Source organism: Microbacterium altimontanum (assembly GCF_058349865.2).
This window is the reverse complement of sequence record NZ_JBYRJB020000002.1, coordinates 1-18737: the sequence shown is the minus strand read 5'-3', so window position 1 is coordinate 18737 and position 18737 is coordinate 1. Positions and strand designations below refer to the sequence as shown.

General features: G+C 70.8%; 10 protein-coding genes. All 10 read left to right on the top strand.

The annotated features are described in order from the left end of the window. Entirely contained in the window at positions 1 to 5988 is a 5988-nt protein-coding gene (locus AC3RX1_RS02375) for an Ig-like domain-containing protein (RefSeq protein ID WP_491499638.1), read from the top strand. 25 nt (positions 5989 to 6013) lie between these two features. After that, a complete protein-coding gene (locus AC3RX1_RS02370) occupies positions 6014 to 6979 on the top strand; it encodes an AAA family ATPase (RefSeq protein WP_491499637.1) in 966 nt (321 codons plus the stop codon). Beyond that, positions 6976 to 8403, top strand: a complete 1428-nt coding sequence (locus tag AC3RX1_RS02365) for a DUF58 domain-containing protein (RefSeq protein ID WP_491499636.1) — start codon at positions 6976 to 6978, stop codon at positions 8401 to 8403. Before AC3RX1_RS02370 ends, AC3RX1_RS02365 begins: the two co-directional genes overlap by 4 nt. Further along, positions 8400 to 10976 carry a transglutaminase-like domain-containing protein gene (locus AC3RX1_RS02360; RefSeq protein ID WP_491499635.1) on the top strand — a complete coding sequence of 859 codons (2577 nt, stop codon included), beginning with the start codon at positions 8400 to 8402 and terminating at the stop codon, positions 10974 to 10976. Before AC3RX1_RS02365 ends, AC3RX1_RS02360 begins: the two co-directional genes overlap by 4 nt. Next, on the top strand, positions 10973 to 12673 hold the full coding sequence (locus AC3RX1_RS02355; RefSeq protein ID WP_491499634.1) for a DUF5684 domain-containing protein: 1701 nt from the start codon (positions 10973 to 10975) through the stop codon (positions 12671 to 12673). The genes AC3RX1_RS02360 and AC3RX1_RS02355 overlap by 4 nt, the downstream gene beginning before the upstream one ends. After that, positions 12673 to 13452, top strand: coding sequence for a hypothetical protein (locus AC3RX1_RS02350; protein WP_491499633.1), 780 nt, complete (start codon positions 12673 to 12675; stop codon positions 13450 to 13452). The genes AC3RX1_RS02355 and AC3RX1_RS02350 overlap by 1 nt, the downstream gene beginning before the upstream one ends. Before the next feature lie 335 nt (positions 13453 to 13787). After that, entirely contained in the window at positions 13788 to 14156 is a 369-nt protein-coding gene (gene rpsL, locus AC3RX1_RS02345; protein WP_018171438.1) for a 30S ribosomal protein S12, read from the top strand. A gap of 5 nt (positions 14157 to 14161) precedes the next feature. Next, complete coding sequence (rpsG, locus tag AC3RX1_RS02340) at positions 14162 to 14632, top strand: 30S ribosomal protein S7 (protein ID WP_491499632.1); 471 nt, start codon at positions 14162 to 14164, stop codon at positions 14630 to 14632. Positions 14633 to 14746: 114 nt separating this feature from the next. Beyond that, entirely contained in the window at positions 14747 to 16861 is a 2115-nt protein-coding gene (fusA, locus tag AC3RX1_RS02335) for an elongation factor G (protein ID WP_491499631.1), read from the top strand. A 194-nt stretch (positions 16862 to 17055) separates the two neighbouring features. Further along, a complete protein-coding gene (gene tuf / locus AC3RX1_RS02330; protein ID WP_491499630.1) occupies positions 17056 to 18249 on the top strand; it encodes an elongation factor Tu in 1194 nt (397 codons plus the stop codon). The last annotated feature ends 488 nt before the right edge of the window (positions 18250 to 18737 follow it).

The following is an 18737-nucleotide window of genomic DNA, read 5'->3' as shown; positions in this document are numbered from 1 at the left end:
ATGCAGCGCCGCTCCCTGATCGCGACGGTCGTCGCCGGCGCCGCCGTGATCGCCTCGATCGTCACGGTGAGCATCGTCTGGCCGGGCCTCGACGCCCGCTCGACGCCGCCCGAGGATACGGCGGTGTGGGCGCTGCAGACCGGTGAGGGCCGGCGCTACGCCCGCGTCAACACCGCCGTGGGAGAGCTCGACACCGTGCGCAGCGTCGCGAACCCCTCCGCTGTCGCGCAGACCGGCGACGGGGCGTACCTGTTCAGCGAGTCGTACGGCAAGATCACGCGCATCGACGAGGCGCTGCCCGCGGATCTCGATGACGCCACGCTGCGCGAATCTCCGTCGACGCCCGCCGGAACGGTCGACGCCGTCGTGTCGGGCGAGTTCGTCGCGTACCGCACGGATGCCGGCGCCGTGTACGCGGGAAGGCTCGACACCGGGTCGACCGCGCAGGTCGAACCCGACGCGGCGGCGAAGCAGAACACGCCGTTCAGCGCCGACGCCGTGACGGTCGATGACGCCGGCGTCGTCTACGCCTACTCCCACGACACCGCGTCGGTTCTGCGCTACCGCGTCACCGACGGCAAGGTGCTGGGGGAGGATGCCGTGGCTCGGCCGCCGTCGGCCGAGACGCTCGGGCTGACCGCGGCGGGCGGCACGTGGTTCCTCGTCGACGAGGACTCCGGGCAGCTGTGGCGTCGGGGCGCCGCAGCTCCGCGCCGCCTCGATCTCGTCGGCGATGTCGCGTACGGGCAGCCGCGGGCGAGCGGCGACGCCGCATGGATCGCCGACGACACCGGGCTCATCCGCCTGCCGGCCGACGGCAGTGCGCCCGAGCGGGCGTTCGGGGGCACCACGCGGGATCTCGGCACCCCCAGCCGTCCGGTGGTCGACGGCGGCGTGGTCTACGCCGCCTGGCTCGGCACCGACGGCGGCACGATCTGGAGCTCGCGCGAGGGCGAGCGCGCCCTCGGCTACGGCGGCAAGTCGCTCGGTGACGACCGCCGGCCCGTGCTCACGGGAACCGGCGCCGGCCTCATCCTGAACGACACCCGCAGCGGATGGGTGTGGAACGCCCGCACCGCCGCCCTGCTGCCCTCGAGCCAGGACTGGTCGCTCGACGACAAGACCGCGCCCGAGACCGCCAACAGCGACGAGCAGGCGCAGGTCGTGATCGACCCGAAGCCGCCGGTGGCCGAGCCCGACGCCCTCGGCGTGCGCGCGGGCAGCCTCGCGAGCCTCCCCGTGCTGCTGAACGACCACGACCCGAACGAGGATGTGCTGAGCATCGACCCGGCGAGCGTCACGGGCCTCGATCCCGGATTCGGCACGCTCTCCGTCACCGACAACGGGCAGCGCCTCGCCGTGCACGTCGCCGCCGACGCGACCGGCAGCGCGACGTTCCAGTACCGCGTCACCGACGGCACGACCGCCGACGGCCTGTACTCGAAACCCGCCACCGTCACGCTCACGGTGGCCGCGGCATCCGAGAACCACGCACCCAAGTGGTGCGGATCGAGCGGATGCCTCACCCCGTGGCCCTCTCCTCAGGTCGCCCCCGGCGGCACCGTGACGGTCCCCGTGCTCGACGGCTGGGTCGACCCCGACGGCGACCCGCTCATGCTGCTGTCGGCGACCGACGCGAGCGGGCTCGGCGCCGTCGCCGCGACTCCCACCGGCGACGTCGTCTACCAGCACTCCGACGCGTCGGCGCAGGAGGCCCAGATCGCCCAGGTGCAGGTGCGGGTGGGCGACGTGCGCGGAGCGGTGTCGACGCGCACACTGACGGTGCGCATCACGCCGAAGCCGAAGCTGAGCGCCGAGTCGTTCACCGTCGTCGAGGCGCAGGGGAGCGGGCTGACCGTCGACGTCGCCGATCACGTGACGGGCACGCAGGGCCGCCTGTCGCTCTCGTCCGTCCGGGTGCTCGACGACGCCGGTGCCCAGGCCGTCGCCACGTCGGGCGGCACGGCGTTCGACTTCAGCGCCGGCAATCCCGGCGTGTACCGGGTCGCGTACACCGTGACAGACGGCATCAGCGACGCCTCCGCGACCGCGCGCATCACGCTGCTTCCCAAGGACGCCCCGGCGCAGCTGGCCACCGCGCCGGTCGTCGCGTTCGTCCATCCGCAGCAGGACGTGACCCTCGACGTGTTCGCCGCCGTGAGCAACCCCACCCGGCGGGTGCTGCTGCTCAGTGACGTGAATCCCGCGCCGGCGGCCGGGGCCACGATGTCGGTGGATGTCGTCGGACAGAACTATCTGCGCATCTCCGGCAGCACCGCCGACGGGGCGCCCGGCCGGCTCGGCACGGTGCGGTACACCGTCTCCGACGGCACCGACGACGCGGGATCGCGGATCACCGGCGAGGCCACGGTGTATCTCCTGCCGCCGGGCGACGAACTCGCGCCGATCGCCGTCGACGACGCCGTCGTCGTCCGCGCCGGCGCCCAGGTCGACATCCCCGCGCTCGACAACGACGTCGCCTCCGCCGGGGGTACGATCATGCTCGACCCGGCGTCCGTGCGCTCGTCGACCAAGAGCGCCCTCGCGTTCGGATCGGGACGGATGCTGCGCTATCTGGCGCCGCGCACCCCGGGCGACTACCGCGTCGAGTACTCCATCTACACCGCCGGCTCCCGAGCGCTGTCCGACACCGCCGTCGTGCGGGTCAAGGTGATCTCCGACGACGCGAACCGCGCGCCCCGGCCGCGCACGCTCGTCGGCCGCGTGCTCACCGGCCAGTCGACGACGATCCCGTTCCGCTCGTTCGGCGTGGACCCCGACGGCGACGACGTGTCGCTGGCACGCATCCTCACCCAGCCCTCGAGCGGCTCGGCGACGATCGCCCCCGACGGCGAGTCGATCGTCTACACGAGCGTGGCGGGCTTCCACGGGCAGGTGTCGTTCACGTACCGTGTGGCCGACGCATTCGGCCAGACCGGCACCGGCACCGTGCGCGTCGGCGTCCTCGACGAGCAGGCGAACCCGAGCCCGGTGACCTTCACCGACTACGTGCAGCTGCAGGTGGGGGCCGAGAACACCGTGCGGGTCAGCCCGCTCGACAACGACGTCGACCCCACGGGCGGCACTCTGACGCTCAGCGAGGTGCGGCCGGATGCGGTGCAGCAGCTGCTCGACGGCTCGCCGAACCCCGAGTACGAGCGCCTCGCCGCCCTCGTCCAGCGCCGCGACGACGGGCGCGTGCAGATCAGCGCGGGGACCGAACCGGGCACGATGTCGTTCCTGTACGACGTCGTCAGCAGCACCGGCAACACGGGGCGCGGGCTCATCGTCGTTAAGGTCGTGCGCGACGCCGTGCCCGACTACCCGGTCGTGACCGACACGGTGCTCACGGCGAGCACCCGCGAGCAGCTCCCGACGGGCATCGACGTCGTCAGCGGCAAGGTGAGCTGGACCGGGGGAGACCCGGCCGACCTCAAGCTCAGCCTGTGGGGGGCGCCGGCCGGGGTGACGGTGCAGGGCCGCAGCATCGCCGGTGCACTGCCGGAGCATTCCCGCATCATCCCGTTCGCCGTCAGCGGCACGAGCGCCGCGGGCGACCCGGTGACGTCGTACGGCTTCCTGCGCATCCCGGGCGCCGACGACCTGACGCTCGCGCTGAAGCCCGACGTGAAGGCGCAGCACGTGACCGAGGGCGAATCCGTCACGTGGGACATGGCGAAGCTCGTCAGCATCCCGACGGGCGCGACCCTCGAGGTCGGCCGCGAGACGAGCGTCTCCAAGGCGCGCGCGAAGGCGACGTGCTCGCGCGAGTCCGGCACGCGAGTGCGCTACGACGCGGGAGAGGGCGCCCCGTGGGCCGACGCCTGCGTCGTGCCCGTGCGGCTGTCGGGCCAGAGCGAGTGGACGTATCTGTCGGTGCCGATCGCGGTCGCGGCCCTCGCGCCGGTGCCGGTGCTGGAGTCGGCGTCGCTTACGGTGAGCCCGGGCGCCACCGTCGAGTACGACCTGAAGAAGCTGACGACGTGGCAGGGCCGCGACGACTGGGCGCACATCGCGTACAAGACCACGTTCGCGGGGGGCGACTTCACCGTCAGCCAGGACGGCGCGACGCTCACCGTGACGGGCGCGGATGACGCCCGGCCGGGCGCGGAGGAGGTGGCGGTCGTCACCGTGACGAGCCATCCCGGCGTCGCCCCCGCGCGGGTCATCCTGCGGGTCGGCGCCGTGCCGTCGACGCTGCCGCGCGCCGGCACCGTCGCGAAGACGTGCTCCCAGGCCGACGGATCGTCGTGCACTGTGGCGGTGATCGGCGCGTCCGGTGAGGTGAACCCCCTTCCGCGCACGCCGCTCGAGCTCACCGCGGTGCGCGCCGCGGGCTCCTGCGCCGGTGTGACGTTCACCGTGGCGGATGCGTCGCACGTGCGCGCGTCGTGGACGGGCGACACCGCGGGCCAGACGTGCACCGCCTCGTTCTCGGTGCGCGACGCGCAGGGCCGCCAGACGGCATCCGACCGCGACGGTCAGGTGCTCCTCGACCTGCAGGGATATCCCAAGGCGCCGGCTGCGCTCGTCCAGTCGGCATACGCGAGCGGGCAGGTCACGCTGCGGGTGGACGGCGGCCCCGCACGGCTGGCGTATCCGGCGCTGAAGGGGTTCACGGTCCGGTACCAGGGGCAGGTCGTCGCGACGTGCGCGCCCGACGGCACGTGTCCTGTGATCTCGGCGCCGAACGGCGAGCAGCGACGGTACGTCGCGACCGCGGTCAACGGGGTGGGGGAGTCGAAGGGATCGGCTGCCACGACGGCGTGGGCCTACGACGCCCCGCCGACGCCGTCGAAGGTGACCGCACGGCCCATCGTCACGTCGGGCGACGGCGGCATGGTGTCGGTGCGCGTCGAGGGCATCGACGCCTCGCAGACCGCCGGCATCCGGCTCTCCAGCGAATCGGGCGACACCGTCGACATCGACGTCACCTCCGGCAGCAGAACCGTCACAACCGATTATCGGATCAGAACTAATAAGGCTGCACAATTGACCGCAACACCGTACTCGCGCTTCCCGCTTCCCCCAGGCTTCGATGGTTCGACCACTGGACAAGCTGTGTCGACGACGGCAAACGGCATAGGCGCACCGGCGGATGCGAAACTTCGGGTCGTCGACCAACAAGTCAACGATGACGGGACCGCGACGATCAGCCTCGAACTCTCGGCGAGCCGCAACGGTGACGGCTCGGCGGTACGACTGGGAGTTGCGGCGGGTCGACAGACATGTCAAGCCGTCGATGTCGGCGATGATGGAACGGCAGGCACCGTCCGCACCGTCGTCCGGATGACAGCGGATATTGGCGACAACCCGATGTACAGAATGTGTGCGGAGTCCTGGGCAAACGGTGACCGTTTTGGCCGTGTCGAGACCGATCCGCTGATGGTTAAGGTCATGCCGGTCAAGGGTTCGCCGACGCCGACTGGCTACACATTTGTCGTCGACGCGACAGCGGAAATCACCGGGAATCGCGCAGAGTGGATTGTTAAAGACCGGCCTCGAAGCTCCACGGACAGACCGCCGGCATCGGTGACAGACGTCAAGATGAGCGGCTACCCTTCGTCCAGCTTCGATCCGAAGACTGGCCCTGGAATCGAGGTCTGGTACCAGTGGGGCGACTACTCGGGGGAGAAGGTGACGGTGGAACCGGCATCCGGCAGCGCACCGCGGCAGGTATGGGCCAATGTGAAGAGCGTCGGGTGCGTGGCGGGATCCCCGCTGACTATCTCACCGGGTTCGACCGATGGGACCGCCACGATCGTTGAGCAGAGTCTCAGGCGCGTCAAGTTCTTCGATGCCGAGGGCAACGAGATTCCCATGACGGATGACAACGTTCCCGCCGGTGCCACTCGTGTCACCGGTCAGGCGACGCTTCATTGGGGCAAATGGGGGCTCGACGACCAGGCGGTGCCCTTCGACTTCACGACCTGCGACCCCGGCCCAACGCCTACCCCCACCGACCCGCCGGTCGATGGTGGAAACTAGCCCCCCGCACAACAGGAGACACTGAATGACGATCCCCCAGGAACGCGCCACGTGGTTCGCCGACACGTTCCGCACGCTCGCCGACAACGTGGAGCATGCCGTGCTCGGCAAGCGCCACGTGATCGACCTCGTGCTCACGGCGATGCTCAGCGACGGCCACGTGCTGCTGGAGGATGTCCCGGGCACCGGCAAGACGTCGCTCGCCCGCGCGCTCGCGCAGTCCGTGCAGGGGACCAACACCCGCATTCAGTTCACCCCCGACCTGCTGCCGGGCGACATCACCGGCATCACGGTCTACGACCAGAAGACCGGGGCCTTCGAGTTCCACGCCGGTCCGGTGTTCGCCAACATCGTGCTCGCCGACGAGATCAACCGGGCGAGCCCGAAGACGCAGGCCGCGCTGCTCGAGGTGATGGAGGAGGGGAAGGTCACGATCGACGCCGTCACCCGCGCCGTCGGCGTGCCGTTCCTCGTGATCGCGACGCAGAACCCGGTCGAGCAGGCGGGGACGTACCGCCTGCCGGAGGCGCAGCTCGACCGCTTCCTCATGAAGACCTCGCTCGGCTACCCCGACCACGCCGCCACGGTCCGGATCCTCGACGGCGCCGCACGTCCCACCGGCGAGCTGGAGCCCATCGTCACGCCGCAGACCCTCGTGTCGATGGCCGACCTCGCCCGTGAGGTGTACGCGAACGCCCTCGTCCTCGACTACATCGCGCGGCTCGTCGATGCGACCCGGCAGGCGGAACAGGTGCGGCTGGGTGTCAGCATCCGCGGCGCCCTCGCCCTCACCCGCGCGACCCGCACGCGCGCGATCTCGCAGGGACGCACGTACGCCACCCCCGACGACGTCAAGGCGCTCGCGGTGCCGGTGCTCTCGCACCGGCTCATCCTGCACCCCGAGGCCGAGTTCGACGGCGTGACCGCCGAATCCGTGATCGGACAGGTGCTGCTCGACATCGCTCCGCCCAGCCAACGCGAGACCGCATGAGCCGATCGTCCCGCGCACTGACGCGCAGCGTTCGCGACCCGCTGCCGGAGGGAACGTCCACCTCCGGCACGCGCGGCGCGCCCGACGGCTCGACGACCGTGCACACCCGCGTCGCCGAGCACCGTCGCAGCTGGGTCGTCGACGCCGTCGTCTCGACACTCCGCGGGCTGCGGCACGTACGGCGCGCGCTGGGCGTCACCGGGCGCTGGCTGGGGCAGACGGTGAATCCCGCCGGCTGGCTCGTCCTCGCGCTCGGCACTGCCGGTCTCGCGCTGGGATGGACGTTCGGCTGGGTCGAGGCGCTGCTGACGGGCGTCGCCTCGCTCGTGCTGCTCGCGATGAGCGCGCCGTTCCTGTTCGGTGCGCGCGGCTACGACGTGTCGGTGCACCTGCCGCACGAGCGGGTGATCGCGGGCGATCCGCTGCACGGCGAGATCATCGTCCGCAACGTCGGCACCCGGACGGCGCTGCCCGGCCGGCTCGATCTGCCCGTCGGCGACGGTCTGGTCGAGCTGGGCGTGCCGCTCCTGCGTCCCGGGCACGAGGTCGCCCGGCCGATGTCCATCCCCGCGATGCGGCGGGGAGTCATCACCGTCGGCCCGCCCACGGCGGTGCGCACCGACCCCGTCGGCCTGCTGCGGCGCGAGCACGAATGGGACGAGCGGCACGAGATCTACGTCCATCCGCGCACCGCCGCCGTGCCGGCGACGAGCGCCGGCCTCATCCGCGACCTCGAGGGACAGTCGAGCCGTCGACTCGTCGACGCCGACATGTCGTTCCACGCGATCCGCGAGTACGTGCCCGGCGATGCGCGCCGCCAGATCCACTGGAAGTCGACGGCGAAGACCGGCCGGCTCATGGTGCGCCAGTTCGAGGAGACCCGTCGGTCGCGCCTTGCCGTCATCCTCAGCCTCGCGGAGACCGAGTACGCGTCGCCCGACGAGTTCGAACTCGGTGTGAGCGTGGCGGCGTCGCTCGCGGTGCAGGCGGTGCGCGACGGCCGCGACCTCGACGTCGTCACCGGGGCCGAGATCCCGCGTGTCGTGCGGGGACGGATGCGGTCGATCGAGGTGCTGCAGGCCGGCACCCCGCGCGGACTGCTCGACGGCTTCTCCCGCCTGAACGCGCACGAGAGCACGATGCCGCTGCCCGAGGTCTGCCGCCTCGCCGTCGAGGCGTCGGACGTGCTGTCGCTCGCGTTCGTCGTGTGCGGGTCGAACACCACGCCGCAGCGGCTGCGGCAGGCGGCGCTCGCGTTCTCGTCGGGCACCGCCGTGGTCGCCGTCGTGTGCGATGAGAAGGCGTCGCCGCGCACGCGGGCGCTCGGCGAGCTGACCGTGATGACGGTCGGCCTGCTCGGCGATCTGCCGTCGCTGCTGCTGCGCGGCACGCAGTCCCCGCGCCTGGCGGGAGCGTCGGCATGACCCCCCGCGCTGAAAAGCAGACGCCGGATGTCGCGGCCCTGCGCACGATGCACGTCATCACCGGCACGCTCTACGCCCTCGGCATGGCGGCCGTCGCGGGCTGGGCGGCGTGGCCGGTGTACCTCGACGGCCGCTTCATCGTGCTCGCGGCGGTCGCCGCCGTGGCGGCGCTCGCGGTGTCGATGGCGGCGACGCTGTGGCGCTGGCCGGGCTGGCTCACGGGTGTCGTCGCACTCGCCGCGTTCCTCGCGATCGGACTCGCCGTCGCCGTGCCGCCGAACGGGGTGGCGGGGCTTCCCCTCGCACTGCGCGAACTCGCCAGCGGACTCATCACCGGGTGGAAGGACCTCGTCACCGTCGACCTCCCGGTGGGCGCCTACCGCAATCTCCTCGTGCCCGCGCTCGTCGTGTTCCTCGGCGGCACCCTCGCCACCCTGCGGCTCGCCTGGCGCCCCGATCGTGTCGGCAGCCTCGCCGCCCCCGTGGCACTCGGGATGACGTCGTTCGGTCTGCTGTTCGGCCGTACTGCGACGAGCGCCGCGATCACGATCGGACCGCTGACGCTCCCCGCTCCGCGGGAGCTGGCGTGCGGAGCGCTCGCGCTCGTCCTGTCGCTCGCGTGGCTCGCCTGGCGCACGGCCGCCTGGCGCCGGGCCGCGCTGCGGCGTGCCGCCGACACGTCGGGGGTGCGTCTTTCCCGTCGGCGCTCGGGATCCGACGCGCGTCGCGGATTCCTCGCCGCGGGCATGGTCGTGGTGGCGGTCGTCATCGGCGCCGTCGTGGCGCCCGCCGTCGCCGAGGGACGCACGCGCGACGTGCTGCGCAGCGGCACCGGGCCGGCGCAGGCGATCAGCCGCGCCGTCACGCCGCTCACCGGCTACCGCACGAACTTCGCCGACGCAGTCGTGAACCAGCCGCTGTTCACGGTGTCGGCCGTCGCCGGGCGGCTGCCCGACCGCATCCGCCTCGCCACGCTCTCGGCGTACGACGGGGCCGCCTACCGGGTCGCCGACGACCTCGACGGCTCGTTCGTGCGCGTGCCGGCGCGGCGCACCCCCGACACGGGCACCAGCTCGTCGGTGCGCGTGCGCATCGATGCCCTGCGGGGCATCTGGCTGCCCACGTTCGGGTCGCTGAGCCGGCTGCAGTACGCCGGTCGGGACGCGACATCCCGTGCCGACGCGTTCTACTACGATGCGGAGGGCCGCGCCGCCGTGCAGACCGACGGTCTCGCAGCGGGTGAGGAGTACGTCGTCACCGCGACGACCGAGCGGCCCGCCGCGCTCGCGACGCTGAAGGCGCCCGGCGACGATCCTCAGGTGGTCGTTCCCGACAGCGTGAAGAGCTGGATCGAGAAGCAGGATGCCGGCACCGACGGGGCGGCGTTGCAGGTGCTCGTCGAGCGGCTGCGCGAACGCGGCTACCTCAGCCACGCGCTCGAGGTGCCCGACGGCGGCGCGCGCTGGATGAGCGCCCTCGGCGCCGGCTATGTGTTCCAGCCGAGCGCGTCGGGACACTCGCTGGCGCGGATCGACGCGATGTTCCGCCGGCTGCTCGCCCGGGAGGCGAGCGCCGACACGGGATCGCTCGTGGCGGCGGTCGGCGATGACGAGCAGTTCGCCGTCGCCGTCGCCCTCATCGCCCAGGAACTCGGGTTCCCCTCGCGCGTCGTCGTCGGAGCGCGGCTGACGGCGGAGCCCGGCGATGTGCCGGCCTGCGACGGCGGCGTCTGCACCGGGGGCAACATCACCGCGTGGACCGAGGTGCGTTCGGCCGCCGGCACGTGGGTGCCGGTGGACGTGACGCCGCAGCACACGCAGGGTGCCGAGAACACGCTGACCCGTCAGCGCGACCCCGAGAACCCGACCGAGGTGCGGCCCGAGAACGCCGAACAGGTCGATCCGCCCGACCCGACCCGGCAGGAGTCGAACGACAACCCGACCCGGTCGGATGAGAAGGCGGGCCTCGACGGGCTCTTCGCGACCCTGCGGGTGGTGGGGATCGCCGGTCTCGGCGCACTCCTCGTCGCCGGTCCGTTCCTCGTGATCCTCCTCGCCAAGGCCGGCCGCCGCCGGTCGCGCCGCGGCGGGCGGGCTCCGGCGTCGCGGATCGCCGGCGGGTGGGCTCCGGCGTCGCGGATCGCCGGCGGGTGGGACGAGTACGTCGACACCGCGGTCGACCACGGGATGCCGGCGCCCGGCGTGCGGACGCGGTCGGAGCTGGCGAGCGCGTACGCCACACCGCATGGCGCGACCCTCGCCGTCGCAGCGGATCGCGCGGTGTTCTCCGACGAGGCCCTCGGCGACGGCGATGCGGCCGCATTCTGGGCCATCGTCGACGAGGAACGGCGTCGGATGTCGGCATCCCGTCCGCTATGGCGACGGATGCTCGCGGCCGTATCGTTGAAATCGTTCGTGCGAGGATTGGGGCCTCGCACCCCACGGCGCCGACGCCGTGGGGGAGAGCGGACCACGTCGGCGGGCGCCCAGCCCGCGGCACCCGGCGCCCTCGGCGCCCGGGAGAGCACCGAGAGGAGGGGGCGCGCACAGCACGCGTCGCCCGCTGATTCATGAACGACAGCGCCACCGCAGCGATCATCGGTTCCACGATGGTCTCGCTGATCCTCGTCGTCGCCATCTACGTGTGGGTCGCCCTCGCGCTGCAGGCGGTGTTCCGCAAGACCGGCGAAGAGGGCTGGAAGGCGTGGGTGCCGATCCTCAATGGGGTCACGCTGCTGCAGCTCGGGGGATTGAGCGGGTGGTGGATGCTGCTGCTCATCGTGCCGCCGGCCGGCATCGTGGTCTACGTGCTCATGATCATCGCCTGCCACCGGCTGAACGTCGGCTTCGGGTACGGCGCCGGAATGACGGTGCTCGCCGCCCTCCTGTTCCCGGTCTGGGCGAGCGTCGTGGCGTGGTCCAGCAATCGCTGGCTGGGCGCGAGCCCCGCGGCCGCCCACCGCGGACCGGTGCGCAGCGGAATGCCCACGGCGCCCGCTGCGACGGCGGGGACGTCCACGCCGCAGGCTCTCGCGTGGGCGACCGGTCCCGCCGGTCAGCCGAGCGGTGGTCCCGCGGCATACCCCGGTGCACGCCAGGCGTCGGGTGCGGCTGCGGGATTCGCGCCGCCCGCGCCCAGCGGCTACCCGCCCATCCCGCCGATGCCTCCCGCCCCGGCAGCCGCACGACCGGCCGGTGGCCGGGCCGCTCCCGCTTCCGCGCCGGTGAACTCGGTGCCGGGACGGGAACCCGTTCTCATCTCGCCCGAGTCAGACCCCGTCGGCTCCGAACCGCCTCGCCCAGGCTCCGCCCGGTACGAGTTGGATCGCGACGAACCGGACGGTGACGAGGTCGCCGGCGGAGACATCCCGCGCCGCGCGTCCGCCTTCGGGGCGGGCTCCCGCGGTGACGCGGTTCGTGACGAGACGGACGGCATGGGCGAGCTGCGCGCCCGCCACCGTGCGCCGTTCACCGGCACGGTTCCGGTGATCCCCGACTCCGGGGCCGGGGAGCCGGCCGTGCCGGCGACGCGCCGTGCGGCCGGCGCGGCCCGTGCCGCCGACGACGCCATGCCGGCGCCCGTCCAGGCGTCGGCGGCCGCCTCGGCGCCGCAGCCGGCGTCCCCCGCATTCGACGATCCGGACGCGTTCGACGACTCCGGCGTGAGCGCCGTCCCCGGCCCGCCGACGCCGGCGTCGCCGACACCGGCGCCCGCGGTCGACCCGTGGGCGCCGCCGGCCGCCCCGCCGGCATCCCTCCGTTCGCGGGAGCCCTACGGCTTCTCCGACACGTCCGGCGAGGTGTCCGCGGTCGCGGGGGCTCCTTCGCTCGGCGCGCCCATGTCGGCGCGCGCGTCGGTCTCCGCGCTGCGGGGCGAGCCCGAGCTGCCCGACCCCGAGTCGGCGTTCGACGAGACGATCGTCGCGGCTCGCAAGCGCACGACGTGGATGCTCATCCCGCCGCTGGGCGCTCCCATCCCGATCACGCGGGACGTGTTGATCCTCGGCCGCCGGCCGAGCACCGATCCGGCGCATCCTGCCGCGCAGCTCGTGCCCATCGCCGACGAGACGCGCACGATGTCGAAGACGCACGCGCGCCTCGAGCTGCACGACGGCACCTGGGTGATCACCGATCTCGACTCGACCAACGGCGTCGTGCTGATCGACGTCGACGGCAGCGAGATGGAGGTCGCCGCGGGCCGGCCGATGCCGATCGTGGAGCGGTTCCTCCTCGGCGACGCGGAACTGTCGATCGCCCGCGACGGCGTGTGATGGACACACCCGACGAGTCCGCGGACGACGACACGGTGCAGGTTCCGCGCCGGCGCCGCAGCGGGTCGCCCCAAGGGAACGGCACGGACCTCCCCGCCCCGGGCGCCGGGGAGGCCGACGACCTCGACGATCTCGACGATCTCGACAGGACCGTTGTGGCGGCACGCCGGCGTGCCGCGGCGACGCCCGAGCCGCACTCCCGCGAGGAGGACGCGGACGACACCGTGATCGCCCGCCGGAACCGCCGGATCATCCTGCCTGCCGGCGAGGAGGACGATGCGGACGACACCGTCATCGCCGACCGGAACCGGCGCATCATCCTCCCCGGCGCGCCGGAGACCCGGTCACGCACATCCCCCGTCGATGAGCCTGCTGCCGGCGTCGAGGACTCCGACGAGCTGCCGTCGCTCACCGACGAGGAAGCGCGGGGCCTCGGGGTCGCGACCGATGAGACGATCGTCCGCCGTCGCCGCGCCGCCCGACCCGCGGCATCCGTCCCGGCTCGCCCCGCCGTGGCCGATCCGGCACCCGCACCGGGTCGGCGCACCGCGAGCGCCGGCACTCCTGAGCGGGCCATCTACCGCCCGCGCCCGCCCGAGCCCGCCCGGATCGAGCGCGCGCCGGAACCGGTGCGTGCACCGCAGCCGGTTCCGGTTCCCGAGACGCCGGCACGTCCCCGGCGGCGACGCGCGCTGCTGCTGGCAGGAGCGTTGATCGTCGTGGTGGCCGCCCTCGCCGTCGCGCTTGCCCTGCTGCTCGGACTCCCGGCCGCGCCGTGAACCTTCAGTGCCAGAAGCTCCGCCCGACGCGCGCTGCGGTGAGGCCGAGCGCCGTTTGACCGCATCCGACCCCAACGCGTATCATTGATCGGGTGTGCGCTCATGCGCGCCTTGTGCCGTGCCTCCGCGAGGAGGCGCACGAGGATCGTCAAGCCGCACCTCTCAGGGAACGACCCGAGAACGGGTCACCCCCACGGCATATCCACCACACAAACGCACGTCGCGGTCGCGGCGGGCCGGTGGATCCACGTGAGCCCGAGACGATGGACCGCGGTCCGGAAGTCGCGGGGGAGACACGACGCTGTCACCGTGCAGCACAACAGTGAAGGAAGAACGTGCCAACCATTCAGCAGTTGGTTCGCAAGGGGCGCTCGCCGAAGGTCTCCAAGACCAAGGCTCCCGCTCTGAAGGCGAACCCGCAGCAGGCGGGTGTCTGCACCCGCGTGTACACGACCACGCCCAAGAAGCCGAACTCGGCGATGCGCAAGGTCGCCCGTGTCAAGCTCCGCAACGGCACCGAGGTCACCGCGTACATCCCCGGCGAGGGCCACAACCTGCAGGAGCACTCGCTCGTGCTGGTCCGTGGTGGTCGTGTGAAGGACCTCCCCGGTGTGCGCTACAAGATCGTCCGCGGCGCCCTGGACACCCAGGCCGTGAAGAACCGTAAGCAGGCCCGCAGCCGCTACGGCGCGAAGAAGGGTTGAGTTAGATGCCTCGTAAGGGTCCCGCCCCGAAGCGCCCCGTCGTCAACGACCCGGTCTACGGCGCGCCCATCGTGTCGCAGCTGGTCAACAAGATCCTCGTCGACGGCAAGAAGTCGCTCGCCGAGTCGATCGTCTACGGCGCCCTCCAGGGCGTCGAGACCAAGACCGGTCAGGACGCCGTCGCCACGCTCAAGAAGGCGCTCGACAACGTGCGCCCCACGCTCGAGGTCAAGAGCCGCCGCGTCGGCGGTTCGACCTACCAGGTGCCGGTCGAGGTCAAGCCGCACCGCGCCAACACGCTCGCGCTGCGCTGGCTCGTCAGCTACGCCAAGGGCCGTCGTGAGAAGACCATGACCGAGCGCCTCCAGAACGAGATCCTGGATGCCTCGAACGGCCTGGGTGCCGCGGTCAAGCGCCGCGAGGACACCCACAAGATGGCCGAGTCGAACCGCGCGTTCGCTCACTACCGCTGGTAACAGCATCCTCGCCCGCGCTCGCTCAGGGCCCCATCGCAGGTTCCTGAGCGAGCGCAACGAGTCGAAGGGCCGGTCACCGGCCCGACAACTTTCGAAACGTAAGGAAGACATCCCGTGGCACAAGACGTGCTCACCGACCTCAAGAAGGTCCGCAATATCGGCATCATGGCGCACATCGATGCCGGCAAGACGACGACGACCGAGCGCATCCTCTTCTACACGGGCGTCAACCACAAGATCGGCGAGACCCACGACGGTGCGGCCACGACCGACTGGATGGAGCAGGAGCAGGAGCGCGGCATCACCATCACCTCCGCCGCGGTGACCTGCTTCTGGAACGGCACCCAGATCAACATCATCGACACGCCCGGTCACGTCGACTTCACCGTCGAGGTGGAGCGCTCGCTGCGCGTGCTCGACGGCGCCGTCGCGGTGTTCGACGGCAAGGAGGGTGTCGAGCCCCAGTCCGAGACGGTGTGGCGCCAGGCCGACAAGTACGACGTGCCGCGCATCTGCTTCGTCAACAAGATGGACAAGCTCGGTGCCGACTTCTACTTCACTGTCGACACGATCATCAACCGCCTGAAGGCCAAGCCGCTGGTGCTCCAGCTGCCGATCGGCGCCGAGAGCGACTTCGTCGGCGTCGTCGACCTCGTCGAGATGCGCGCGCTGGTCTGGCCCGGCGACGCCAAGGGCGACGTGACGATGGGCGCGAAGTACGAGGTGCAGGAGATCCCCGCCGACCTCGCCGACAAGGCCGCCGAGTACCGCGAGAAGCTGCTCGAGACCGTCGCCGAGTCCGACGAGCACCTGCTGGAGAAGTACTTCGGCGGTGAGGAGCTCACGATCGCCGAGATCAAGGGCGCCATCCGCAAGCTCACCGTCGCCGGCGAGCTCTACCCGGTGCTCTGCGGCTCCGCGTTCAAGAACCGCGGCGTGCAGCCCATGCTCGACGCTGTCGTCGACTACCTCCCCTCGCCCGAGGACGTGCCCGCCATCGAGGCGCACGACCCGAAGGACGAGGAGAAGGTCATCGAGCGTCACCCGAGCCGCGACGAGCCGTTCGCCGCCCTCGCGTTCAAGATCGCCGTGCACCCGTTCTTCGGCCGCCTCACCTACGTGCGCGTCTACTCCGGTCACATCGACTCCGGCGCGCAGGTCGTCAACGCGACCAAGGGCAAGAAGGAGCGCATCGGGAAGATCTTCCAGATGCACGCCAACAAGGAGAACCCGGTCGACGCCGTGACCGCCGGTCACATCTACGCGGTCATCGGCCTGAAGGACACCACCACCGGTGACACCCTGGCCGACCCGAACTCGCCGGTGGTCCTCGAGTCGATGACCTTCCCGGAGCCCGTCATCGAGGTCGCGATCGAGCCGAAGACCAAGGCCGACCAGGAGAAGCTGGGTGTCGCCATCCAGAAGCTCGCCGAGGAGGACCCGACGTTCCGCGTGGAGCAGAACGCCGAGACCGGCCAGACGGTCATCAAGGGGATGGGCGAGCTGCACCTCGACATCCTCGTCGACCGCATGAAGCGCGAGTTCAAGGTCGAGGCCAACGTCGGCAAGCCGCAGGTGGCGTACCGCGAGACGATCCGCAAGACCGTCGAGCGTCACGACTACACGCACAAGAAGCAGACCGGTGGTTCGGGTCAGTTCGCGAAGATCCAGTTCGCGCTCGAGCCGCTCGAGGTCACGGCCGACAAGACGTACGAGTTCGAGAACAAGGTCACCGGTGGCCGCATCCCGCGCGAGTACATCGAGCCGACCAACCAGGGCTTCCAGGACGCGATGCAGGTCGGCGTGCTGGCGGGCTACCCGATGGTCGGTGTCAAGGCGATCCTGAACGACGGTGCGTCGCACGACGTCGACTCGTCCGAGATGGCCTTCAAGATCGCCGGTTCGATGGGCTTCAAGGAGGCCGTCCGCAAGGCGAACCCGGTCATCCTCGAGCCGCTGATGGCGGTCGAGGTGCGTACGCCCGAGGAGTACATGGGCGACGTGATCGGCGACCTGAACAGCCGCCGTGGCCAGATCCAGTCGATGGAGGACGCCGCCGGCGTCAAGGTGGTGCGCGCGCTCGTGCCGCTGTCCGAGATGTTCGGCTACATCGGCGACCTGCGCTCGAAGACCTCGGGCCGCGCCGTGTACTCGATGGAGTTCGACAGCTACGCCGAGGTCCCCAAGGCGGTCGCTGAAGAGATCATCCAGAAGAACAAGGGCGAGTGATCGCCCGGATGCCGGGGCTGCGGTCCCGGCATCCGTTCCGGCTCCTGAGCGAGGCGCGCAGCGCCGAGACGAAGGGCCGACAACTTCACACGAATCAAACAATCGGTCTCTACTACACTGAGAGACATCCCCGTAGCGAACCGGTCGCAATCCAGTGCCCGGTATCCCTACACGACCGTCCTGAGGAGGACCCAGTGGCTAAGGCCAAGTTCGAGCGGACCAAGCCGCACGTGAACATCGGAACGATCGGTCACGTCGACCACGGCAAGACCACGCTGTCGGCCGCGATCTCCAAGGTGCTTGCTGACAAGTACCCGTCGGCGACCAACGTCCAGCGTGACTTCGCGTCGATCGACTCGGCTCCGGAGGAGCGTCAGCGCGGTATCACCATCAACATCTCGCACATCGAGTACGAGACCCCGAAGCGTCACTACGCTCACGTCGACGCTCCGGGCCACGCCGACTACGTGAAGAACATGATCACGGGTGCCGCTCAGATGGACGGCGCGATCCTCGTGGTCGCCGCCACCGACGGTCCGATGGCGCAGACCCGTGAGCACGTGCTGCTCGCCAAGCAGGTCGGCGTGCCGTACCTGCTCGTCGCCCTGAACAAGGCCGACGCCGTCGACGACGAGGAGATCCTGGAGCTCGTCGAGCTCGAGGTCCGTGAGCTCCTCTCGAGCCAGGGCTTCCCCGGCGACGACGCTCCCGTCGTGCGCGTCTCGGCGCTGAAGGCGCTCGAGGGAGACCAGAAGTGGGTTGACTCGATCCTCGAGCTCATGCAGGCCGTCGACGACAGCGTTCCGGACCCGGAGCGGGACCGCGACAAGCCGTTCCTCATGCCGATCGAGGACGTCTTCACGATCACCGGCCGTGGCACGGTCGTGACGGGTCGCGCCGAGCGCGGCACGCTCGCGATCAACTCGGAGGTCGAGATCGTCGGTCTGCGTCCCACGCAGAAGACGACCGTCACCGGTATCGAGATGTTCCACAAGCAGCTCGACGAGGCCTGGGCCGGCGAGAACTGTGGTCTGCTCCTGCGCGGCACCAAGCGTGACGACGTCGAGCGCGGCCAGGTCGTCGTGAAGCCGGGTTCGGTCACGCCGCACACCAACTTCGAGGGCACGGCGTACATCCTGTCCAAGGACGAGGGTGGCCGTCACAACCCCTTCTACACGAACTACCGCCCGCAGTTCTACTTCCGCACCACCGACGTCACCGGCGTCATCTCGCTGCCCGAGGGCACCGAGATGGTCATGCCCGGCGACACCACCGACATGACGGTCGAGCTGATCCAGCCGATCGCCATGGAAGAGGGCCTCGGCTTCGCGATCCGTGAGGGTGGCCGCACCGTCGGCGCCGGCACGGTGACCAAGATCATCAAGTAAGTCGCTGCGACACCTCGAGGGGTCGGATCCGATCGGATCCGGCCCTTTGTCGTCTCCGGTGGACGCTGGTCGGCGTCGACCGCCGTGCTCCGTGGGGTGCCGCGCACTGCCTCACTGACGGCCGATGGAGACGACACGCCCGGGATGCGCGCCCGATTCGTGCGATGCGCCGGATCGGCGTACAGTATTACTTGTTCGCCCCAAAGGGGAGAGCGGAGAGGCCGGAAGGCCCCGCCCCCTCAAGCAGCGGACCATCTCCCACACCGAACATCTCCGGATGTCGACGTGTGTGAGAACTCCGAACCGCCCCGGCGGTCAACGGACCGGAGCTTCGGCTACCGGCTCTTGGTTGACTTGGGCAGCGGCTCGGGTATGATTGTGAAGTTGCCCTGCGATGCTGGCTCCCTTGGTTTGGGGTTGGGTTGTGGGTGCGTCCGATCCTTGAGAACTCAACAGCGTGCACTTGTCAAATGCCAATTAACCTCGTC

What these genes read in the sequence shown, in the direction of transcription:
- AC3RX1_RS02355 (WP_491499634.1), top strand. Translation starts at nt 10,973, where the DNA reads ATGAACGACAGCGCCACCGCAGCGATCATCGGTTCCACGATGGTCTCG.
- AC3RX1_RS02375 (WP_491499638.1), top strand. Translation starts at nt 1, where the DNA reads ATGCAGCGCCGCTCCCTGATCGCGACGGTCGTCGCCGGCGCCGCCGTG.
- AC3RX1_RS02370 (WP_491499637.1), top strand. Translation starts at nt 6,014, where the DNA reads ATGACGATCCCCCAGGAACGCGCCACGTGGTTCGCCGACACGTTCCGC.
- rpsG (WP_491499632.1), top strand. Translation starts at nt 14,162, where the DNA reads ATGCCTCGTAAGGGTCCCGCCCCGAAGCGCCCCGTCGTCAACGACCCG.
- AC3RX1_RS02365 (WP_491499636.1), top strand. Translation starts at nt 6,976, where the DNA reads ATGAGCCGATCGTCCCGCGCACTGACGCGCAGCGTTCGCGACCCGCTG.
- AC3RX1_RS02360 (WP_491499635.1), top strand. Translation starts at nt 8,400, where the DNA reads ATGACCCCCCGCGCTGAAAAGCAGACGCCGGATGTCGCGGCCCTGCGC.
- AC3RX1_RS02350 (WP_491499633.1), top strand. Translation starts at nt 12,673, where the DNA reads ATGGACACACCCGACGAGTCCGCGGACGACGACACGGTGCAGGTTCCG.